The following is a 21,545-nucleotide window of genomic DNA, read 5'->3' on the forward strand; positions in this document are numbered from 1 at the left end:
CCGCGGGGAGGGTCAGGACTGGCGGGCCGGAGCCAGAGCGTCCCGGGCGTCCATGAGGGCGAAGCCGAGGAGGTTCTCGCCGCGCCACCGCGCCGGGTCGGAGGCGGAGGGGTTGTCGGCGCCGAGGCCGATGCCCCAGATGGTGTCGCGGGGAGCGGCTTCGACGAGCACCTTGTCGGTGGTGGCGAGCAGGAAGTCGCGGAGCTGGTCGTGCTGGCCGAATTTGGCGATGCTGGCGCGGAGCACGATGTCGAAGCGATGGGCTTCCCAGGTGTCCTGGTCGAAGCCGGAGATGGCGCGGCCCATGCGCTTGGCGTCGGCGGGAGTGTCGCTGGACAGGATGCGGGTGCGCATGTCCTCATCGCCGAACAGGCGGGCCTTCTCGGCCATCATGAAATGCTCTGCGCTACCGTAGTTCTGGCCGTCGACGCTGAATTCGACCGGCCACCACTGGCTGAGCACCCACTTGCCGACCTCGTGGCCGGGGGTGCGGGTGTGCCCCCAGAAGAAGAGGAACTCCGGTCTCGCCCCGTCGGCCATGTCCGCTGTCAGCTGCGCCCTGTCCACGCCGCGACCCTAGCCGACCGAGGTGACACAGTCGTGGCGATATCGCGCCACATCGGCGCCACACCGGCGACGCGCCGCAATCAGCTGGCGAGTGCGCGCAGGCGGGTCATGATCTCGGCGGGCGGATGGTCGTGCACGCGATAGCGCGGCGGGTCGTACTCGGCGGCGAGTTCCAGTGCTACCAGCCCGGACACGTCCTCCCAGGCGACGCGGAAGACATCGCCACCACCCGTGACGAAGCAGATGAAATCGGCGGCGGGCAGCAGATTCGTGACCCCGTCGGTCCAGGAGGTCATGGTGTACTCGCTGCCGTCGGGCGCCCGCACGTGCAGCAGTTCCATGATCGCGCCCTCGCGCTCCGCCTCGGCGCGCAACCGCTCGGTCTGCGCGTGGTACGCCCCCACCGCGAGCTGCGCCTGTGCGCGGCGGATGAGCCCATGGGCCGGATGGTCCGCGGCTACCTCGAAGGGGATCACGTCGCCGTTGTCGTCGACGGTGTACGGGACCGCCGACAGCGGGCGCAACGCCCCCTCGAGCCGCTCCTCCGCCAGCGCCAGCAGTTGCGGCAGGGCTGCGGGCGTCGCGCCCAGCACCACCAGCATGCCCAGATGCCCGGATAGGAAAACCAGTGGGCGCGTGGCGGTTCGGGCCCGCACGCCCTCGAGCCACCCGGCCACCAGCGGTAGCGAACCGACATAGCTCTCGCCATCATCGTCGACGAAGTCCAGCACCCGCATCCCCTGCGGCGGTTCGAACGCCTCCAGCGTGTTCATGGCCAGCTCGGTGAGATTGGCGTGCGCGACGGCGTAGACCTGCTCGGCGTCCACACCCCAGTTCGAAAGTTCCTGTTTTGTCACGAATTGCACGGTGCTGGGCAGATCGATGACCACCATCTCGGTCAGGAATGGCAGCGCCGGACGCGAGAGCACCAGGTCCCGCCCCTCCAGCTCGCCGACCCGTATCGCCCCGGACCCGTACCCGGCCCGCCGCAGCACCGGCCGCAGTTTGGGCGGCACCCGCTCCCAGCCCTCCGGCGCCTCCGGCGGCAGAATGAGGCTGTCGACGGCCTGGAACAGCCCGGCGGCGATCTTCCCGTCGAACCGGCGGTACAGCGTGCCCAGGTTCATCTTGGCCACGTACCCGTTCTTCAAGCGGTACCCGATCTCGAACGCCTCGGTGTCGAAGTGAGCGGTCTCCACCGCCTCGTAGCCGAGCACCTGTTCCAAGACCTTCCTGCCGAACCGATTTCGTGGCGAACCGAACACCCCGCCCAGGAAACTCATGGCCCGGACTCTACGCGCGGGGGCCGACAAAAGCTCCCCGCAAACCCACAGGGAACCTGTGTGCCACAACCGAAAACGCGCTGTTCACGGCGTGTCCGGGCAGTGCTCACTAGGACGCCCGTCCAAGGACGAGCACAATGCGCGTGACTATGGTTAGCTGTAGCGCCATGAGCACGCCCGTCTCCACCCACCCCGACGAATTTCTGCCCCGCGATACCGCGGATGTGGTTCGGACCGTTCGGGATTCACGTCGTTCGACGAAACCGCTGATCATCCGGGGTGGGGAACGGCCGGAGGACGAGCTCGCGCTGCCCGATCAGGGCAGCGTGCTGAGCCTGCGGAAGATGAACCGGGTCCAGGTGGTGGACGCCGATGCCGGGACGGTGCGGGTGCAGGCGGGGGCGCGGCTCTACGACATCGACCGGACGCTGGGCGCGCACGGGCTCGGACTGCCCGTGGTCGGCGACCACCGGGACATCACGGCGGGCGGATTCGCGGCGGTGGGCGGGCTGTCGGCGGCGTCGCATCGCTTCGGCATGTTCAGCGACAATGTGGCCGAGCTCGAATACGTCGATCAGGACGGGCGATTCGGCACCTGCGGGCGCACCCATCACGCGGAGCGGTTCCGCCGGATCCTCGGTGGCGGCGGGCGCACCGGGATCATCACCGCGCTGACGCTCGAGGTCACCGGTGTGGACAAGGACCGCACCTGGCTCACCACCGACGCGCACCGGTTCCTGGACTTCGACACCTGGGTGGAGCACTCCTACCGCGAGATCCAGTCACCGGGTGACGCCATGCTGCAGGTGGGCCGCTGGGTGGACACCGCGCCCCTGAAAGTTGCCCGACCGGTCGGTACCGGCACCGTGCAGCTGGGCACCGTGCGCTTCGGCCAGTGGTCGAGCCTGCACCCCACCACCCCCAACCTCTCGCTGCGCGCCCGCCGCGAGGTCGGCGCGCGCGCCCGAAAGTCGCTGGGCGCCATCGCCGCATCCGCGGGCGGCCGCGCCGGTATGCCCGTCCGCAATGCCGCCGCCGGTGCGCTCATGTTCGCTCCGAAGGTGCTGACCCTGCGCGACGCCGAGTACCTGGCCGACACCGTCATCAGCTCTTCCGAACGCGGACCGGCATACCGCGTCTCGGTTTTCGCGCCCCTGTCCTCCTACGCCCGGGTCTTCCACGGCCTGCACGACCTGTTCGCCGGGCACCGTGAACGAACCGGCTGCTTCACCGTCATCTCCGCCATGACCTATGGCGTAAAGTCCCGCTACCTGCGCGAACTCGACAACGAGGACCATGGCTTCATCACCTTCACCTGCCGCTTGCGGCCGGCGGCGCTGCCCTCGGAACTGTTGCGGGACATCGTGTCCGCCATCGACGAGATCTGTCTCGCCGAACGCGCCCGACGTTATGACCCGACCGAATAGAATGTGTTCCGCCGCACTGCCAGCTATCGGTTAGCAGCCGGGTGGGACGGCGGTATCGGCACTGTCGGCGGGGTGCCGGTGCATGGTTCATGCTCAATCCTCAGATGAAGGTTGCCTGTCCCATGATCGAATTCCGTGCTGCCCGCCGTCGCCGCACCGCCGGACCCCTTGCCGGGGAACGCCCCATCGAGGGCAAACGTATCGTCGTCACCGACGCCTGCTCCGAGATCGGCCGGGAAACCGTGCGACTACTGGGTTTTCACGGTGCCGAGGTAATCCTGGTGGCGCGCAACGGCTCCCAGCTGGTCGAGGAGTGCGCCGGCATCATCCGGGCCGGGGGCCGCGCCCACTGGTTCCGCTGCGACATCTCCGCCCTCGGCGATGTGGATCAGCTGGTCGAGTGGCTGCTCACCGAGTTCGACACCGTCGACGTCCTGGTCAACAACACCGGCCGCCCCGCCCGCCGCCCGGTGCTGCAATCCCTGGACCGCTTCCACGACTACCAGCGCATGATGGCCGCCTACTACTTCGGACCCCTGCGCCTGACCCTCGGCCTGCTGCCCGCCATGCTGGCCGGCGGCTCCGGCCACGTGGTGAATGTCGGCCCCTGGAGCGCCGACTCCGGCGCCGTCCCCAATTTCGCCTCCTACGCCAGCGCCCAGGCCGCCTGGACCACCTTCGGCCAATGCGCCGATGCCGAGCTCTCCCCGCGCGGCATCCACGTCACCACGGTCCAGTACCCCGCCTTCGAACTCGACTGCGGCTCTCCCGCCGACCTCCCCGAGAAGCCATCCCTGGACCCCGCCGCGGCCGCCCGCTGGATCGAAACCGCCATCCGGACCCGACCGCCGCAAATCCAGCCCCGCGTCCCCCGAGCCCTCCTGGGTCTCGCCTCCATGTCGGGGGTAGTGGCGCATCCGGCCGAGATCCGGCGCTAACGCAGTGAGGTCCTGGGCATAGACCCAGGGCATCGCGAAAAAGGTTGTGGCTGTTGTTATTTCTTGCCGGATCCGCCGGTGTTGGTCGCGGCCGCGGACTGGGCCCGGCTGGCGAACCCTGATGTCGCCGTGGCACTGCCCGGGTTGCGGGCACCGGCGCTCTGGATCGCGGAGGCCCTGCTGGCGGTCAAGGCCGACACCGACGACTCGACCGGCCGCGCCCGACGCCTGGTCAAGTACGCGAAGGTGTCCGCCGAGGCCCTGGGCCGTTGGCAGGCCGAGACCGATCCCGCCGCGCGGCGGCGTTCACGCTGACCTGCATGTCGAGGCGGCGGGAGTCGGATGAGGTTGTGGCGGGCCAAGGCGATGTCGAGCTCGCGCACGGCCGCCGAGTTCAGGGCGAGCGCCGCGACTTGGCTGCGGGCGGCATTCAACTGCCGAGGGCGCGCTTTTGTGGGTGGATCGTCTCGCCGCGGGCGAGCATGTCAACGAACTGGGTGATACGGCGCGCTCGGGTCTCGGCGCGTTTGGCGTTCGCGATCCGATAGAGAACGGCGTAGCGGTTTTGGGAGGTGAGGATGTCGAACATCGCTTGTGCCTCGGGTTTCGCGGCCATTGCGGCGGCCAGGTCGGCCGGTACCTCGATGCCGGCTTGTCCCGCGTAGGCCGTGTCCCAGCGGCCGTCGGCCTTGGCGCGTTCGACCTCGGTCATTCCGGCCGGATGCATCCGGCCCTCGCTGATCAGACGGGTGACGATGGATACGTTCCGCGCTGACCATGGACTTTGCCTTCCGCGAGGGGTGAAGCGTCGGCAGAAGGTGACCTCATCCCGCCGCCGTAGCCGACCATCGATCCAGCCGTGGCACAGGGCTTCGTCGAGCGCCTGGTCATAGGTCAGGCTGGTGGGCCGGGTCGTGTTCTGCTTGGCGAGAACCAGCCAGACCCCTGCCGAGCTGTCGTGGTGCCTGCTGAGCCACTCCCGCCAGGCTCGGGTATCGGTAACGGTCAGTTCCAGTAGTTCGTCGCTCATCGTCATCTGCCCTGATGATCATCGATTGGGGTCGTTCGGGATCTCGCCGCATAGAACGGGGCTGCCGGAAGTGGCGGTGGATCGGTCAGCGATGTGGCTGACCGATCATGTCCTTCGCCACGTCGACCACCGCGGCCTCTGGACGGATGCCGCCCGCCTTCACCAGGCCTTGCCGGCCTGCTCCCGGATCGTGTGGTTGATCCGGTTGAAGAAGTTGGTGAGTGCGATGTTCAGGATGATCGCGAAGATCTGCTTCTCGTCGAAGTGGGTGGCAGCAGCGTCCCAGATCTCGTCGGTCACGCCCGGCGAGCCGTCCTGGATACGGGTGGCGGCCTCGGCCAGGGCGAGCGCTGCCCGCTCCTGCTCGGTAAAGAACGGGGTCTCCCGCCACGTGACCACGCTGTGCAGCCGCTCCTCGGTCTCTCCATGCTTCTTCGCCTCCTGGACGCCGGCGAACACACAGGGGCTGCAGCCGTTGATCTGGCTGGCCCGCAGATGGACCAGCTCGAGCACGAGCGGGTCGACGCCACCGGCGTGAATCGCCTTTTGAAGATGCTGGATCCCTGTGATCAAGTCGAGATTCGCCACGCTCTTCATCCGCGCTTCCATGGCTCCCGCCGCCGACTCGGCGCGCCCCGCCCTGGTCTGTGTATGACTCATACATATAAACTAGGACCATGCCGCGAACCCCGTCAAGCCGCCAGCACGCGGCCAACGTCCTGGGCGCCTTGAGCCTCGTGATCGCCGACCGGATGAACACCGCCGTCGAAGCGATTGCGACGCTCGGCCCGTCGGCCCCGGCCGCCCTCGCCGCGATGCACGAGTTCCTCGACGGCGGATCGGTCACGCAGCTGAGCTCCGCGCTCGGCCTGACCCACTCGGGCACCGTCCGCCTCGTCGACCGCCTCGCCGCCGAAGGTCTCGTCGAGCGCGTCGGAGCACAGGACGGACGGGCTGTCTCCGTTGTCCTGACCCAACATGGCCGGCGCACGGCCGAACGGATACTTCAAACGCGCGAGGAGTCACTGGCGAGCACACTGTCCGCGTTGTCCCCGAACGAGATCGACAATCTTGCGGCAGCGCTGGACACGATGTTGACCACAGTGACCCTCGCCAGAGCCGAGGAACGCTCCACCCGCACCAACAACCGTCCACAGCCTTGGCTGTGTCGCCTCTGCGACTTCGCCGCGTGCGGCCGTAGCGAGGGCAACTGCCCAGTCGCCAACGTGGTGACGGCCGGCAAAACGAGTTAACCGAGACTCCGCGTCAGCGCAGGTCAGCGATATCCGTTGCGCTTTCGGCCAGGACTCACCCGAGCCCGGAACCCGTTCTCCCCCGGTCACATTCCCACCCATGCCCGAACAGCGAAGCGCCCCACCCGGATTCCGAGTGGGGCGCTTCGAGACTTGCGTCAGTGCTTTTCCGGGCCGAGGTGGTACTCGAACACCAGGCCGCCGGCGGCGACCAGGATGCAGATCACGCCGAGGCCGATCAGCCAGAACTGGAAGAACGCGAAGCCGAGGGCGGCAATGGAGCCCGCGCCGGCCAGCAGGATGGGCCAGAACGAGCCGGGCGAGAAGAAGCCCAGGTCGCCCGCGCCGTCGACGATCTCCGCCTCTTCGTAGTCCTCGGGACGCAGGTCCAGACGACGGGCGACGAAGCGGAAGTAGGTGGCCACGATCAGGGCCAGGCCCGCCGACAGCACGATGGCGGTGGTACCCGCCCACTCGACGCCGGTGCGCGAGCGGCCGGTGAAGTAGCCGTACACGACGGCCACGATCACGAAGAAGACCGTGATCAGTTCGAAGATGCGAGCTTCGACCTTCATGTCAGTTCATCCTCACTTGGCGTCGGCGAGTTCGTTACCGCGCGCCTTGCGGTCGGTGTTGAACGGCTTGGTGGAGGTCGCCACCGGCGACTGACCGATGCTGGCCAGCGCCTCGGCGTTGGTCTTGTGATCCTTGATCCGCGCGTCCATGTACTTCTGGAAGTCCGCCGGGGACACCACGCGGATCTCGAAGTTCATCATCGAGTGGAAGGTGCCGCACATCTCGGCGCACCGGCCGACGAACGCGCCTTCCTTCTCGATCTTGGTGATCTGGAAGACGTTGTCCGAGTTGTTCTGCTTCGGGTTCGGCATCACGTCGCGCTTGAACAGGAACTCCGGCACCCAGAACGAGTGGATGACGTCCGCGGCGGCCAGCTGGAACTCGATGTTCTTGCCGGACGGCAGGACCAGCACCGGAACCTCGTTGGAGGTGCCGACGATCTCGACCTTGTCGTAGTGCAGGTACGAGATGTCGTTCGCGGGCAGGCCGCTGTTCGGGCCCGGCTGCGGGTGGCCATTCTTGGTCGCTTCCTTGTAGCGATCCTTGATGTCCTGGTTCATGTCCTGGCGCTCGGTGTCGACACCGTCGTAGACCGGGCTGCCGTCCTTGAGGTCGACCTTCTGGTAGCCGAACTTCCAGTTCCACTGGAAGGCGGTCACGTCGACCACGACGTCCGGGTTGCCGACCTTCTCGTGGACGTAGTTCTGGACCACCACGGTGAAGTAGAACAGCACGGCGATGATCACGAACGGGATCGCCGTGTAGCTCAGCTCCAGCGGCACGTTGTAACCGGTCTGCCGCGGGAACTCCGGGGAGTTCGGCTTCTTGCGGTGGAACGCGATGGTCCAGAAGGTCAGACCCCATACCAGCACGCCCATCGCGAGGGCGGCGAGCACGGACCAGGTCCACAGCTCACGCATGCGGGTGGCCTGCGGCGTGATGCCCGAGGGCCAGCCGAACCGAAGCCACGGGTTGTCGATCGAGCAGCCGGAGACGAGCATCGCGGTCATCCCCAAGGACACCGCCAGCCCGGCCCGCCGAAGGATGCGGCCCCGCCGACCCCGGGCGGGTCGTGCCCCTATCGCCTCGCTCGCCTTGTGCGCCACGCTCAACGCCTTCCTGGTCGTCATTCCGACACCGCGTCGCCCGGACTCCCTTCCGCCGGGCGACACATTTTCAGCACAGTTCTGGACCTCGGGGAGGATACGCGCGAACGCGCAACCGACCCTGAGAGTTTCCCAAGTACTACGCAGCGTAGACCAAAGAACCGCCCCCGTTGTGACGGGGTCCCATTCGACACGCTCTGTCCAACTTGCCTCCGCTTCGCTCCGGCTGTTCGCAGCCCTGTCACCTCGGCCTTCCCTCCTCCGCTCCTCCAAGGCGCAGGTCTATGGAGCCGTTCGCTCCGGCTTCCGCTACAAGCGCGGGGAGGCGGAGCGCAGTCCAGACCGAGGCGGGCTGCGAACTTTTCGGTGTTGGATACGGGCTGAGCATGATCCGCGCCGGTACGGCATACTCGGGCAGTAGGTTTCGCGTCCAACGTGCCCGTGCGGGTACGCCCCAATCCCTAGACCCCGGAAAGAGGTTCTCGGCGCAGTGTGTGGTCTGCTCGGATTTCTGACAGCTACAACGGCTACTACTCCGGATGGGCGGACGGTCGAAACCACCGCGGCACAGGTGTACGAGGCGCTGCACTGCCAGCGCCATCGCGGCCCCGACGAGCGCGGCACCTGGAACGACGAGCGCATGATCTTCGGCTTCAACCGCCTGTCGATCATCGATATCGAGCACTCGCACCAGCCGCTGCGCTGGGGTCCGCCGGAGAACCCCGAGCGGTACGCCATGACCTTCAACGGCGAGATCTACAACTATCTCGAGCTGCGCGCCGAACTGAAGGAGGCGTACGGGGCGGAGTTCGGCGATGAGCCGATGTTCCGCACCGAGGGTGACGGCGAGGCCATCATGGCCGCCTTCCACTACTGGGGCGCCAAGGCCCCGAGCCGGCTGCGCGGCATGTTCGCCTTCGCCATCTGGGATACCCAGCTGGACAAGCTGTTCCTGGCGCGCGACCCGTTCGGCATCAAGCCACTGTTCATCGCCACCGGCGCCGGCGGCACCGCCTTCTCCAGCGAGAAGAAGAGCCTGCTGGGTCTGCTTCCGGCACTGGAGCTTTCCGACGACCTGGACCCGCGCGCGCTCGAGCACTACACGGTGCTGCAGTACGTGCCCGAGGCCGAGACACTGCACAAGGACGTCCGCCGCCTCGAATCCGGTTGCTACGCCTGGGTCGAGCCGGGCGAGACCCCGCGGGTGACCCGCTACTTCAACCCGCAGTTCCGGGTGCAGAAGTTCGCGGCGGGCAGCGAGGCCAAGCGGTACCGGGAGATCGCGGAGGCGCTCGAGGACTCCGTCGCCAAGCACATGCGCGCGGATGTGACCGTCGGCGCGTTCCTGTCCGGCGGCATCGACTCCACCGCCATTGCGGCGCTGGCCATCCGGCACAACCCGAACCTGCTGACCTTCACCTCCGCCTTCGAGCGGCAGGGCTATTCCGAGGCCGACGTGGCGGCCGAGACCGCCGAGGCCATCGGCGCCAAGCACTACATCCGCATGGTCTCCCCCGAGGAGTACGCGGCCGCCATTCCCGAGATCGTCTGGTATCTGGACGAACCCGTGGCCGACCCGGCGCTGGTGCCGCTGTACTTCGTGGCCAAGGAGGCCCGCAAGCACGTCAAGGTGGTGCTGTCGGGCGAGGGCTCCGACGAGCTGTTCGGCGGCTACACCATCTACCGGGAACCGCTGTCGCTCAAGCCCTTCGAGTTCCTGCCCAAGCCGCTGCGCAAGCTGGCGGGCATGCTGTCGGAGCGGATTCCGGAGGGCACCCGCGGCAAGAGCCTGCTGCACCGCGGCTCGCTCACCCTGGAGGAGCGCTACTACGGCAACGCCCGCAGCTTCAACGACGCCCAACTGCGTTCGGTGCTGCGGGAATTCCGCCCCGAGTGGACCCACCAGGACGTGACCGCCCCCATCTACGCCATGCAGGGCCACCACTGGGATCCGGTGGCGCGCATGCAGCACCTGGACCTGTTCACCTGGCTGCGCGGCGACATTCTGGTCAAGGCCGACAAGATGACCATGGCCAACTCCCTGGAACTGCGCGTCCCCTTCCTGGACCCCGAGGTCTTCAAGGTCGCCGAGAAGATCCCGGTCGACCAGAAGATCACCAGGGAAACCACCAAATACGCCCTGCGCCAGGCGCTCACGGACATCGTGCCCCCGCATGTCCTCAACCGCGCCAAGCTCGGCTTCCCGGTCCCCCTGCGCCACTGGCTGCGCGGCCCGGAGCTCTACGACTGGGCCCGCGCCCAAATCACCGAGTCCGGCACCGACCACCTCCTCAACAAGCAGGCCATCCTGGCCATGCTGGAGGCCCACCGCACCGGCCCGGTCGACCACAGCCGCCGCCTGTGGACCCTGATCGTCTTCATGATCTGGCACGGCATCTTCGTCGAGAACCGGATCAAGCCCGAGATCCAGGAACCGACCTACCCGGTCAACCTCTGATCCGACGCCATCACAGGGCGTCCTCCAGCCGGAGGGCGCCCTGTCGCGTTCCCCCTGTCGCCCCCGTGGCATACCAAGCGGTTCAACCGTTTCGATGAGTTCCGGCCGACTGCGCAAATCCGCAGCCGAAAGGAAACCGGATACAGCACTGCGCCGGTCATGGCCTACCCGATTCAGAGCGCGGTCCAGAATCCAGTCAGATGCGCGCGCAACCTGCGACCAAATGCTCAGGTTGGTGGCGACCAGATGCGCACCAGAAAACCACATCGCCGCACAGGGTGACGCCGAGCAGCACGTCCCAGCCGACGGCGATGATCCGGCCGACGGTCACGGCGACATGGGTGGGATTCGGGTGGTTCGCATCGACGGTGACGATCGGTCCACCGGTGAAAATCAGATCGGCCGAGCTCATTTTGCGTGCTCCTTCGCTGCCGCAGCAGTACGGTAACCACTGGTTAGCCACTACATTTGCAGTATTACTGCAATAGGGTGTTCGTATCACCGGAAGACCTCCTTGCCACCACACCTTCTCGGAAAGGGCTCGGTATCAATGGATCTCCCGTCCACTGGCGGCGCCCCGCGCGTCAACCGCCGCACGGCCATCGGACTCGGTGCCGCCGCGCTGGCCACCCTCGGCCTGACCGCCTGCGGCAAGTCGGGCAGCGGCTCGACCGCGACCAGCGCCACCGCGGCCTCCAACGACCCCAAGGCCGTCGCCACCGATGCCTACATCTTCGGATTTCCGCTGGTCCTCATGGATGTCACCCGTGAAACCGGCGGCCCGGCCAATCAATTCGTGCACCAGGATCCGCCCACGCCGGAGGAGAAGCAGGTGGTCCGGCTCAACCTGGACACCCTCTACTCACAGGCCTGGCTGGACCTGAGCGCCGAGCCGATGGTGGTGCAGGTGCCCGCCATCGGATCCGGCCGGTACTGGCTCATGCAACTCCTGGACGCCTGGACCAATACGGTGCACGATCCGGCCAGTACGAACCCGCGGCTCGAGGACGGGGTTCCCAACCCGCCGTACACCTACCTGGTCACCGGGCCGGGCTGGAAGGGCACGGTGCCCGACGGCATGACCCAGCTGGCCATGCCCACCGACACCACCTGGTTGCTCGGCCGCATCGAATACAAGGGCGACAACGACATCAAGCACGTGCGCGCGCTGCAACGGCAGTTGAAGCTGGCCCCGCTCAGCGTGTGGAGCGCCGATCCGAGCGCGGTGCAGGGCGGCTCGGGCGCCCAGCTCGCGGGCGGCGGCGTCCCGGCCCAGATGGTGATGCAGATGGACGGCCCCACCTTCTTCACCCGCATGTGCGCGGTGATGGCCCGCAACCCGCCCGCGCCCGAAGACGCCGACGCCATGAAGCGTTTCGCCACCATCGGCATCACCGCCGGCGCCACCGCGAGCACCGCGCCCGCGGACGTACTCACCGCGGCCATCGCCGATGCCCGCAAACAGCTCGCCGCCTACCGGGACCCCAAGGCCCAGCACCAGAACGGCTGGACCTTCGACCTCGGTATCGGCACATACGGCACGAACTACCCGCTGCGCGCGCTGGTCGCGGCGGTCGGTCTGGGCGCGAATCTGCCCCGGGACGCGGTGTACCCGAGCATCGACGCGAATGCCGAGAGCGGCAACCGATTCCGGGTGACCTTCGCCAAGGATCAGCTGCCGCCGGTCGGCGCGTTCTGGTCGCTCACCGCCTATGACGGGCAGAGCTACCTGATCCAGAATCCGGCGGGCATCTACTCGGTGGGGCACCTGGTGCCGCTCACCCCCGCCGCCGACGGCACCGTCGAGATCGCCGTGCAGAGCGCCGATCCCGGCGCGGATGTGCCCGCCGGCCACTGGCTGCCCATTCCGGAGACCGGCCCGTTCTCCCTCACCCTGCGGCTGTACGCGCCCGAAGACGAGGTGCTGAACGGGAAGTGGCAGGTCCCGAAGCTGGAGAAGCTGAGCTGACCGAGCTCCCGCCGGGCCGCCCGCGTCATCACCGGCGCAGCACCCGGCGGGCCAGCCAGTTGCCGAGGAACTGAATCCCCTGCACCCCCGCGATAATGATCAGCGTCGCCACCAGCGTGACCTGCCAGTCGAACCGCTGGTACCCGTACACGAGCGCGAAGTCGCCCAGCCCGCCACCACCGACCGTCCCCGCCATGGCCGACATATCGACAATGGCGATCACAACGAAGGTGTACCCGAGCACCAAGGGCCCCAACGCTTCCGGAATCAGCAGAGTGAGGATGATCCGCAGCGGCCCCGCTCCCATCGACCGCGCCGCCTCGATCACCCCCGGATCCACGGTCACCAAATTCTGCTCGACAATCCGCGCGATCCCGAACGAAGCCGCCACGATCATCACGAACGCCGCAGCGTCCGTCCCGATCGTCGTCCCGATCACCTTCAGCGTGACGGGCCCCAGCGCAGCCAGCAAGATGATGAACGGAATCGGCCGCACCACATTCACCAGCACGTTCAGCACCAGATTGACCGGCGCATTCGCCAGCAACCCAGCCTTCCGCGTCGTATAGAGCGCCGTCCCCAACGCCAGCCCGATAGCGCCCCCGACAACGAACGTGACCAGCACCAGGTAGATCGTGGTGCCAACGGCCTCACTCAGCACAGGCCGCAGCCGATCCCAATCCGTGTGCACGGCAGCCAGATTGCTCGCAGCGCCGGTCATGCACTCCTCCGATCGCTCTCGGCCTCCACCGCCACCCCGCGAACCAACGCCCCCGACTCGAGGCGATCGGCGACCTGGCGCACGGCGTCCTCGGGGCCGTCCAGGGCGAGGGTCAGGCTGCCGAAGGTTTTGTCCTGCAAGGTGCTCACGCCGCCGAAGACGATCTCGAAGCTCACGCCCTCGGCTGCGGCGGCGGCCAGGGCCGGACCGATCCCGTTCTCGTCGTCGACGCGAACGGTCACCAGTCGGCCGGCGCGCCGCTCCCCCAGCCGCTGTAGTTCGTCGGCGGTCGGCCGGTTGTGCAGGACCGTCTCCACGAACGATCGGGTGGGTGGGGCGGCGGGTGCCGAGAACACCTCGAACGTGCTGGCCAACTCCACGATTCGGCCGTCGGCCAGCACCGCCACCCGGTCTGCCACCGCGCGGATCACGTCCATTTCGTGGGTGATGACCACGATGGTGACGCCCAACTCGCGGTTGATCTTCTTCAGCAGCCGCAGCACCTCGCCGGTGGTCTCCGGGTCCAGCGCCGAGGTCGCCTCGTCGGCGAGCAGTAGTGACGGCGAGGTGGCCAGTGCCCGGGCGATGCCGACCCGCTGTTTCTGGCCACCGGACAACTGGTCCGGGTAGCTGCGCGCCTTGTCCGAAAGTCCCACGAAATCCAGCAGTTCTGCCACGCGCGCCTGGCGCCGCGCACGTGGCCAGCCCGCCACCTTCAACGGGTATTCGATATTGCCTGCGGCGGTGCGCGAGCGGAACAGGTTGAACTGCTGGAACACCATGCCGATATCGCGGCGCAGCCGCCGCACCCGCGATTCCGGGACGCCGGTGATGGGGTCTCCGGAGACGAGCACGGTGCCCTCGGTGGGTTGCTCCAGGGCGTTGATCAGCCGAACCAGCGTGGACTTGCCCGCGCCGGAATAGCCGATCACACCGAAGATCTCGCCCTTCTCGATGCGCAGGTCGATGCCGTCGAGCGCGGTGTGGCGCTGTTTGCCGGTCCGGAAAACCTTGGTGACCGACCGGAATTCGACGGCCGCGACAGAGCTCCCGCCGATCGCGGCTGAATTCTCGCCGGTTGCGGCACCGTCGTCGCTCACTTGGCGTCGCGGATGGTCTGCTGTACCCGCGCCAGGATCTGCTCCAGCTCGGGCCCGCTCTTGGTCACCTCGAGCGCGGTGCCCTTGGAATCCTCCTGCACCGCCTTCTGCACCTCGGGGCTGTGGAAGATGTCCACCAGCTTCAGGTAGGTGGCATTGCCCCTATCAGCGGCCCGGGTGACGAAGGCATTGATGTACGGCTCGGCGCCGGGATTGCCCGGATCATCCTTGTACAGCGCGGATTTCGGATCGATACCGGACTCGAGCAGGTACGTGTTGTTGACGACGGACCCGTCCACCGACTCCAGCGACAGCGCCGTCTGCGCCGCGTCGACCGCGGTCACCTTCACCTTGGACGCGCCCTTGTCCACGTCGGCGGGCGTCGGCTGGCGCACGGACCCGTTGATCTTCAGCAGTCCGGCCGCCTGCAGGACGAACAGCGCCCGCGCCTGATTGGTCGGATCGTTCGGAATGGCGATCTCCCCGCCCTGCGGGATCTCGGCCACCGACCTGTGCTTCTTGGAGTACAGGCCCAGAGGCACGATCTGTGTGGCCCCGATCGGCGTCAGATCCTGATTGTTGGCCACGTTGTACTGCCCCAGGAACTGGAGATGCTGGAAGAGATTCACATCGATCTGCTTCTGCGCCAGCGCCGTATTGGGCTGCGAGTAGTCCGAGTAGTGGACGATATTCAGGTTGATGCCCTGCTCCTTGGCCTTGTCCTTGAACACGTCCCAGTGCGGATCGGACTCGGTGGTGCCGATGCGCACCGTGGCGCCGCCGGAGTCGCCGCTGCTGCCGCAGGCCGTGAGGGTGAGGCTCGCGACGGCTGCTACCAGGACCGGGATCGCCAGTACCCGATGGAATTTCACTCGTACTCCCGCATGCTTGTACTGCTTCGTGACCGGTGGAAATCGAACCCGGCCATGCAACCGTGGGGGCAATCGCCGGGCAATGGTTGCGATCCCGGGGAGCCAAACGCTTCCAGCCGCGACGACCCCTCGCCTACGGTGCCTGAAATGCGAAAATTCCGCCGTTTCCTGGTGATTCCGGTCCTGTTCGCGCTGGCCCTGACGGCCGCCTGTGGCACGGAACACCACGGCGACGTGGTCCGCATCGGCGTGAACGATCTCTCACAACCGCACTGGGACGTGTTCGAGAAGAAGGCCGCCGCCGCGGGCATCACGGTCGAGTTCACCAATTTCACCGACTACAACCAGCCGAATCCGGCGCTGTCCCAGGGACGCATCGACCTCAACAAGTTCCAGCACATCCGGTATCTGGCCAACTACAACGCCCGCAACAACGACACGCTGGTGCCGATCGGGGCCACGGAGATCTATCCGCTGGGCCTGTATTCGAAGAAGCACAGGTCGGTGTCGGAGATCCCCCGGGGCGGGGAGATCACCCTGAGCAATAATCCCGCCAATCAGGTGCGGCCACTGCTGAACCTGGCCGCTGCCGGGCTCATCGTGCTGAAGAGCGGCGGCTCCTGGGATTCGAAGCTCGAGGACGTCGACAAGTCCGCCTCCAAAGTCCGGCTCACCACCATCGACCCGACGCTGACCGCCGCGTCACTGGACAGCGTGGATGCCGCCTACGTCGACGACACCTGGGCGCGGCAGGCGGGGCTGACCAATGATCAGATCATCTACACCGATGATCCGAACCGTCCGGACCTGAAGCAGTACATCAATATCTTCGCCGCGCGGGCCGCCGACAAGGACAACCCGACGTACCTGCAACTGACGCAGATCTACCACGACCCGGAGGTGGAGGCGGCGATCAAGGCCGAGGCGGGATTCCAGGGCATTTTCAAGACCAACACACCGGCTGATCTCCAGGTCACCGCCACCGACCTGGAAGCCAAGTTCCGGCAATGACTTTCGGCTCGCCGACCGGTTCTCGCTAGTCGACCGCTCCGCGGTGGGCGCGGGCGAGACGGGCGCGAGCCCCGGCGATGATGGTGATGATCATGACGGTCATGACCTGGAGAGCGGTCAGGGGCGGCCGCTGCTCGGATGGGACGGGGGCGGCGTATTCGACAGGTGGAGGTGGGGGCGACAGCGGCGGAACCGGTACCGGGGCAGGGGGAATCGCAGCAGGCGCTGGTACCGGTATCGGTGCGGCCGCGGGCACCACGGCCGGGGCGGGCGGGATCTGCAGAGGGATACCGGGTCCCGGCGCCGTGGGCACCGGCAACATGAGCATGCAGGTCAGCAGCGCGCTTCCGGTGGCCGCGCTGCCCACCGCCACGCTGCCCGTTCCGGCCGAGCCCGGGCCGACCAGCCCACTGGACCCTGGCACGAAGCCGGGGCCGATCAACCCCGAGCCCATGCCGCTGCCGGTGAGAATACCCAAACCCAGTGCGGCACTGCCCACCACGGCGCTGCCCGCACAGGCGGTGAGCACACTGCCCGAGTTCAGGCCGACCAGGCCCCCGAGGGTGTTCGGGGCGGCGGCCGGGCTCGGCGCGGCCGGTCCGGGTATTGCGAGATCCGCTGCGCGCGGCTCGGTTCCGCCCGGGAGGTCGGCACTGCCGGACGCGCCGGTACCGAGCGGCACTCCGACGACCGGACTCTGCGCCACTCCGGCCGAGCTGCCGGAGGTGGCCCCGCCTTGGCCCGCTGCGCCCTGGCTACCGGTGTAGCCGTTGCCCGTGCCGAGTCCGAGCGCGCTCCCGGTGGGCGCGTCGACCGCTGCGGCCCCGCTGTCCGGAGCCGCACTGCCGCTGATGATCTCACCGATCGGCGGCAGCCCCGTAAGTCCCGGATCGGCGGCGGCGACCTTCGGATGGATGGCGAGCAGCGCCGCGGTCAGTGGCACGGCCGTCGCTGTCACGAATCCTCGTGCTGTTCTTCGGGTTCCGTTCACGCTGCCTCCGAAAGCCAAGTGCGGGTTCCTCGGTCGAACAGATCAGCGCGGAGTGCCACCGCTCGCCACCGGCAGGTCCGAGGCGATGTGCTGGAAGCGGGCCAGGGCCAGTTCGTAGGCGTCCTTGGAGACGTGGCTGCCGCCCGAGAACGGCTGGTCCAGCTGGTAGATGGCCACGATGACCGCGCCGATCACCACGCCGAAAAGTCCGGTCATGAAGATGCTGCGCTTGGTGACCACCACGCCGGAGAAAACCGTGCCGAACAGCAGCATGACGGTCGCGAACCACAGTGCCAGATAAAGGAATCCAGGCAGTCGGTATCCGGCATCCAGGCCGCGGTCGTAGCGAGCCTCCGCGATGGAGTCCACTGCGGTGAGGGCCTTGTCCTGGGCCGACTTGGCATCGGCGTCAACAGCGGGCGCGGCGGACACCGCCTGGCGCAGATCGTCCAGCGTCGCCTGCGCGGCCGGGCTCAGCCGCCGCTGCTCGTCCATGACCTTCCACTCGTCGCCGACCACCTGCTTGGTGTAGTCCGTCACCAGTGACCGGATCTGCTTTCGATCCTGCGCCGGCATGCCATTGGCGGTCTCGTACACGCTGACCAGCGCCTTGCTCTCGCTCACCGTGTGCTCATGGGAGGTGTCGTACTGCTGCCACAGGATAACCACCACGAACGCCACGATGGCCGCGAAGAACATATTGACCATGTCCAGCATCATGTGCCCCGCCCCGGCATCATCGCTGTGCCGCCACGACTTCGGCCGTACCCGATCACCGACGAGGAAGACCCCCACCGCCGCCACCGCGAACAACACCAGCACACCCAGCTGCATCAGGATTCCGAGCATTGCACCCCTCCATTCCCACCCAGGGCAGTTGCGATCATGAAGTATTCGCGGCCACCGGGCGGTCGGATCGTGAAGGGCAAACGAACTGTCATCCGGTTGCGACGAATGCGGCAAATCCACTGCGCGCCTCGACATTTCCCGAACCCGGGCGTGTCGTACTACTCATCGACCGGGCCCGGCGAGTGCTGCCCGCCGGCACCTTCGTCGCGCTCCCACGAGCCTGGCGCAGGCTGCGGAATTCCCGGCCGATGGCACCGACCTTCAGCCCATGCAGCTGGCGGCGAGGAATCCCGCCGCCGCACCTAGCGGGCGAACGACAGCACCGCGGCAGCGACCGTGATGCTCACTTCCAGTGCAGCACCGAGCACGTCACCATTGAGGCCGCCGAACCGTCGCACACAGTGCCGCACCAGCAGCATCGTCCCGGCCAGCGCCATCACCACGGCCAGTGGCCCCTGCCACGGGTTCGCGGTGGCGAACACCGCTGCGAGACACGCGATCCCACCCCAGAGCCAACCCAGGACGGGATGCTGTGTCCCCGCCACCAGCGCCCCGAATCCTGCGCCCGGAGCCGCCTCGATCCCTCTCCGGCCGGCCAGCACAACCGCGACCCGCCCGACAGCGACCGCGATCACCACCGCGAGCCACCGCCCGCCCCCGGCCAGCGCCCCCAGCGAAACCGCCTGAATCCCAATGACGAACACCAGCGCCGCCACCCCGAACGGTCCCACCCCACCACTCTTCATGATCTCCCGGGCCCGCTCCGGCGACCCATAACTCCCGAGCCCGTCCATCGTGTCGGCCAGCCCGTCGACATGCATCCCTCGCGTGATCAACGCCAGCCCGGCCACCGCCACAAACCCGGCCAGCGGCCACGCGGCCCCCAATTCACCCAGCCCCCACAACAATCCAGCGGCCAGTCCCCCCAGCAGCACCCCGACCAACGGTGCCCAGGCAATCGCCCGCCCTGCCACGTCCCGATCCACCTCGTCCGGCCCCCGTACCGGCAACACGGTCAACCAGGACACCGCCAGCCGAACCGCGTTCACGCGATCACCCGGAACCGTTCCCACGCTGCCCATTGGGCAGCTCCGACCAGCCCCGCGGAGCCGCCGCACGCGCGCTGGTCGCGGCCCGCGGCAGTCGGCAGGGATGCTACGACCGCATGGCTGCGTACCTGGTTGCACGGCACCGCGTCTCGCGAAGCGGGACTCGGTGCCGTGAACGGTGGGTAGCTACGCACCGGAGGCTTCGGCGTCCGTGTCGGCGGTGCTGACTCCGGCGGAGTCGAAGGTCGCCATTTCGCCGAGAGTGGCGACGGCGGCGCGTAGGAGCGGCAGGGCCGCGACCGCGCCGGAGCCTTCGCCCAGGCGCATGCTCATGTCGACCAGGGGCTCGAGGTCCAGGCGCTGGAGGGCGATGGTGTGTGAGGGCTCGCTGGAGCGGTGGCCCGCCACCCACCAGGCGCGGGCGCCCGGGGCCAGCTGGTCGGCGACCACGGCGGCGGCGGTGACCACGACGCCGTCCAGGATGACCGGGGTGCGGCGGGCCGCGGCGCGGGCGAGGAAGCCGGCCATCGCGGCGAAGTCCGCGCCGGATGCGGTGCGCAGCAGGGCAACCGGGTCCTTGACCACCGGGCGGGCTCGCCACATGGCGTCGCGAACGGCGGCGGTCTTGCGGATCCATCCGGCATCGTCGACGCCGGTGCCGCGGCCCACGGCGATCACCGGCTCGGTGTCGGTGACGGCCGCGATCAGCACGGTGGCGGGCGTGGTGTTGCCGATGCCCATGTCACCGGCGATGAGAAGGTCGGCGCCGGAATCGATTTCCTCGTCGGCAATGGTCGCGCCCGCCGTCAGCGCCGCCTGCACCTCGGCCTCGGTGAGCGCGTCCTCACGATCGATGGAGCCGCTGGACCGCCGCACCTTGTGCCGTGAGATCTCCGGCGCGGTATCGGAATCCACCGCGATGTCCTCGACGCGGACGGTGGCGTCGGCCAGGCGCGCCAGCACATTCACCGCCGCCCCGCCGTTCAGGAAGTTGGCGACCATCTGCCCGGTCACCTCGCTCGGGTACGCCGACACCCCGTGCCGCGCCACCCCGTGATCGCCCGCGAAGACCACCACCCGAGCCCGCTCGAACTGCTTTGGCGGGCACACACCTTGGCACGCGGCGACCCAGTTGGCCAGCTTCTCCAGCCGCCCCAGCGCCCCGGCGGGCTTGGTGAGCTGCAACTGCCGCTCCTCGGCGGCCTTCCGCACTCCGGCGTCCGGACCCTGCACCGGCCCGAACGACATCCGCGCGGGCTTGGTCGGAACCGGGCCGTCAGCGGCCCCGCCGGTCGCGGTCGCCCCGGTCGCAGAGCCAACCTCATCCGAATCTGCTTCGGCCGCCACTCCCGCACCGACCGCGGCACCAACGGCCGCGGTCGCCGCTCCTGCGGCGGTCATCCCGAGATCCGCACTGTCAACACCGCTCGCGGAACCGGCTCCCTGAGCCGCGGCGGACGCACCGCTGCCGGCCGACGCGGTCCCGGCTTCCGCGGTGGCGGCCGCTGAAACCGGCTGCACCGCAGCACCATCCGCGCCGGCTCCATAAGCCTGGGCCGAAGTCGCCACTGCGGCGGCAGAATTCGCTGCGGCCGCATCCGAGAGCGCGGCGGCGACGTCCGGCTTGATCCGCAACGGCTGCCCGGCCACCACCAGGAAGACCTCGTCGCAAACCTCCGCGAGCCGTTGGTTCAGCGCGCCGATCTCATCGCGGAACAGACGGCCGGAGGCGGTCGCCGGGATGACGCCGAGCCCCACCTCGGGGCTGACGATGATCAGCCGCTGCCGGTATCCCGCCACCGCGCTGACGAGCGCATCGATATCCGGCGCGACGATGCCGCGCGGCGACTCCCAGGCCGCGCGCGCGTCCAGCCGCGCGGTCAGCCAGGTGCCCAGGTCGTCGACCAGGGTGACAGGGGTGGCGTCGGCCAGTGCGGCGACGGCGTCGCCCTCCACGATCGTCCAGTTCGCGGGCCGCCGAGCCCGGTGCGCCGCAATACGTTCGGCGAAGTCGGCGTCGGCGGGATCGGCCACCGCGGTGGCTACGTACCGCACCGCCTCCGACGCGACCAATTGTTCCGCGTAGGCCGACTTCCCGGACCGGGCGCCACCGAGCACCAGGGTCCGCAACGGCCGATCGGTTGTCTGAGCAGTGTGCGACACGTCAGCACGGTATCAACTGCGGCTGTGCTCCGGCCGAGTAGGCACGATCATCACTCGCCTGCGGGCCGAGTCCTACGGCCGGTGTCCGGGTACGGCTCAGGAGCTGTGCTCGTTGTGCACGCATAGGACCTTCAGGTCCTTGGCGGTATACGACCAGTCCGTTCCCCGCGGACAATCCGATC

At 68.0% G+C, this 21,545-nt stretch carries 21 protein-coding genes; 7 read left to right on the forward strand and 14 right to left on the reverse strand.

Annotated features, from left to right (window positions below; genetic code table 11):
• Positions 1-12: 12 nt before the first annotated feature.
• Positions 13-567: an NADAR family protein gene (locus tag ACIRRA_RS18535; protein WP_402769159.1), complete on the reverse strand. Its 555-nt coding sequence runs from the start codon at positions 565-567 to the stop codon at positions 13-15.
• 80 nt (positions 568-647) lie between these two features.
• A complete protein-coding gene (locus ACIRRA_RS18540; RefSeq protein ID WP_402769162.1) occupies positions 648-1,850 on the reverse strand; it encodes a hypothetical protein in 1,203 nt (400 codons plus the stop codon).
• 167 nt (positions 1,851-2,017) lie between these two features.
• Between ACIRRA_RS18540 and ACIRRA_RS18545 the strand changes: the two genes are divergently transcribed.
• The 3 genes from ACIRRA_RS18545 (at position 2,018) to ACIRRA_RS18555 (ending at position 4,530) form a co-directional block, all read left to right on the forward strand.
• Entirely contained in the window at positions 2,018-3,277 is a 1,260-nt protein-coding gene (locus tag ACIRRA_RS18545; protein ID WP_402769165.1) for an FAD-dependent oxidoreductase, read from the forward strand.
• Positions 3,278-3,399: 122 nt separating this feature from the next.
• The gene (locus tag ACIRRA_RS18550; RefSeq protein WP_402769168.1) at positions 3,400-4,215 is read left to right on the forward strand and encodes an SDR family NAD(P)-dependent oxidoreductase; all 816 of its coding nucleotides are present in this window, start codon (positions 3,400-3,402) and stop codon (positions 4,213-4,215) included.
• Positions 4,216-4,293: 78 nt separating this feature from the next.
• Positions 4,294-4,530: a hypothetical protein gene (locus tag ACIRRA_RS18555; protein ID WP_402769171.1), complete on the forward strand. Its 237-nt coding sequence runs from the start codon at positions 4,294-4,296 to the stop codon at positions 4,528-4,530.
• A 115-nt stretch (positions 4,531-4,645) separates the two neighbouring features.
• On the opposite strand, the gene ACIRRA_RS18560 is transcribed toward ACIRRA_RS18555, so the two are convergent.
• Complete coding sequence (locus tag ACIRRA_RS18560) at positions 4,646-5,251, reverse strand: YdeI family protein (RefSeq protein ID WP_402769173.1); 606 nt, start codon at positions 5,249-5,251, stop codon at positions 4,646-4,648.
• Positions 5,252-5,404: 153 nt separating this feature from the next.
• Positions 5,405-5,842, reverse strand: a complete 438-nt coding sequence (locus ACIRRA_RS18565; RefSeq protein WP_402769176.1) for a carboxymuconolactone decarboxylase family protein — start codon at positions 5,840-5,842, stop codon at positions 5,405-5,407.
• Positions 5,843-5,922: 80 nt separating this feature from the next.
• Here ACIRRA_RS18565 and ACIRRA_RS18570 point away from each other — a divergent pair, with 80 nt between their 5' ends.
• Positions 5,923-6,498, forward strand: coding sequence for a MarR family winged helix-turn-helix transcriptional regulator (locus ACIRRA_RS18570; RefSeq protein WP_402769179.1), 576 nt, complete (start codon positions 5,923-5,925; stop codon positions 6,496-6,498).
• 158 nt (positions 6,499-6,656) lie between these two features.
• Here the strand turns inward: ACIRRA_RS18570 and ACIRRA_RS18575 are convergent, their stop codons facing one another.
• Both ACIRRA_RS18575 and ACIRRA_RS18580 read right to left on the reverse strand, forming a co-directional pair.
• Positions 6,657-7,073 carry a cytochrome c oxidase subunit 4 gene (locus ACIRRA_RS18575; protein WP_354847810.1) on the reverse strand — a complete coding sequence of 139 codons (417 nt, stop codon included), beginning with the start codon at positions 7,071-7,073 and terminating at the stop codon, positions 6,657-6,659.
• Positions 7,074-7,085: 12 nt separating this feature from the next.
• Positions 7,086-8,204: a cytochrome c oxidase subunit II gene (locus ACIRRA_RS18580; RefSeq protein WP_402769182.1), complete on the reverse strand. Its 1,119-nt coding sequence runs from the start codon at positions 8,202-8,204 to the stop codon at positions 7,086-7,088.
• Between the two features lie 466 nt (positions 8,205-8,670).
• Here ACIRRA_RS18580 and asnB point away from each other — a divergent pair, with 466 nt between their 5' ends.
• Positions 8,671-10,638, forward strand: coding sequence for an asparagine synthase (glutamine-hydrolyzing) (gene asnB, locus ACIRRA_RS18585; protein ID WP_402769185.1), 1,968 nt, complete (start codon positions 8,671-8,673; stop codon positions 10,636-10,638).
• Positions 10,639-10,834: 196 nt separating this feature from the next.
• Here asnB and ACIRRA_RS18590 read toward each other — a convergent pair whose 3' ends face one another.
• The gene (locus tag ACIRRA_RS18590) at positions 10,835-11,050 is read right to left on the reverse strand and encodes a hypothetical protein (RefSeq protein ID WP_402769188.1); all 216 of its coding nucleotides are present in this window, start codon (positions 11,048-11,050) and stop codon (positions 10,835-10,837) included.
• A 138-nt stretch (positions 11,051-11,188) separates the two neighbouring features.
• Here ACIRRA_RS18590 and ACIRRA_RS18595 point away from each other — a divergent pair, with 138 nt between their 5' ends.
• Entirely contained in the window at positions 11,189-12,607 is a 1,419-nt protein-coding gene (locus ACIRRA_RS18595) for a DUF1254 domain-containing protein (protein WP_402769190.1), read from the forward strand.
• A gap of 28 nt (positions 12,608-12,635) precedes the next feature.
• On the opposite strand, the gene ACIRRA_RS18600 is transcribed toward ACIRRA_RS18595, so the two are convergent.
• From ACIRRA_RS18600 to ACIRRA_RS18610, 3 genes are read right to left on the reverse strand one after another with little or no spacing between them, the layout of a single operon-like run.
• Positions 12,636-13,298 (reverse strand): methionine ABC transporter permease, encoded by a 663-nt coding sequence (locus ACIRRA_RS18600; RefSeq protein ID WP_402769311.1) that lies wholly within the window; start codon positions 13,296-13,298, stop codon positions 12,636-12,638.
• Positions 13,299-13,324: 26 nt separating this feature from the next.
• A complete protein-coding gene (locus tag ACIRRA_RS18605) occupies positions 13,325-14,386 on the reverse strand; it encodes a methionine ABC transporter ATP-binding protein (protein WP_402769314.1) in 1,062 nt (353 codons plus the stop codon).
• A 38-nt stretch (positions 14,387-14,424) separates the two neighbouring features.
• Entirely contained in the window at positions 14,425-15,300 is an 876-nt protein-coding gene (locus ACIRRA_RS18610; RefSeq protein ID WP_402769193.1) for a MetQ/NlpA family ABC transporter substrate-binding protein, read from the reverse strand.
• 147 nt (positions 15,301-15,447) lie between these two features.
• On the opposite strand from ACIRRA_RS18610, the gene ACIRRA_RS18615 reads away from it, so the two are divergent.
• Entirely contained in the window at positions 15,448-16,311 is an 864-nt protein-coding gene (locus tag ACIRRA_RS18615; protein WP_402769196.1) for a MetQ/NlpA family ABC transporter substrate-binding protein, read from the forward strand.
• Between the two features lie 25 nt (positions 16,312-16,336).
• Here ACIRRA_RS18615 and ACIRRA_RS18620 read toward each other — a convergent pair whose 3' ends face one another.
• The 4 genes from ACIRRA_RS18620 to cobT all read right to left on the reverse strand — a co-directional run bounded on the left by ACIRRA_RS18620 (position 16,337) and on the right by cobT (position 21,363).
• On the reverse strand, positions 16,337-17,269 hold the full coding sequence (locus tag ACIRRA_RS18620) for a hypothetical protein (RefSeq protein WP_402769199.1): 933 nt from the start codon (positions 17,267-17,269) through the stop codon (positions 16,337-16,339).
• A 75-nt stretch (positions 17,270-17,344) separates the two neighbouring features.
• Positions 17,345-18,151, reverse strand: coding sequence for a DUF4239 domain-containing protein (locus ACIRRA_RS18625; protein ID WP_402769202.1), 807 nt, complete (start codon positions 18,149-18,151; stop codon positions 17,345-17,347).
• A 302-nt stretch (positions 18,152-18,453) separates the two neighbouring features.
• The gene (locus tag ACIRRA_RS18630) at positions 18,454-19,200 is read right to left on the reverse strand and encodes an adenosylcobinamide-GDP ribazoletransferase (RefSeq protein ID WP_402769205.1); all 747 of its coding nucleotides are present in this window, start codon (positions 19,198-19,200) and stop codon (positions 18,454-18,456) included.
• Between the two features lie 186 nt (positions 19,201-19,386).
• Positions 19,387-21,363: a nicotinate-nucleotide--dimethylbenzimidazole phosphoribosyltransferase gene (cobT, locus tag ACIRRA_RS18635; protein ID WP_402769207.1), complete on the reverse strand. Its 1,977-nt coding sequence runs from the start codon at positions 21,361-21,363 to the stop codon at positions 19,387-19,389.
• Positions 21,364-21,545 lie beyond the last annotated feature (182 nt).

Origin of the sequence: Nocardia sp. NPDC101769 (genome assembly GCF_044766925.1) — a bacterium.
GTDB lineage: Bacteria > Actinomycetota > Actinomycetes > Mycobacteriales > Mycobacteriaceae > Nocardia.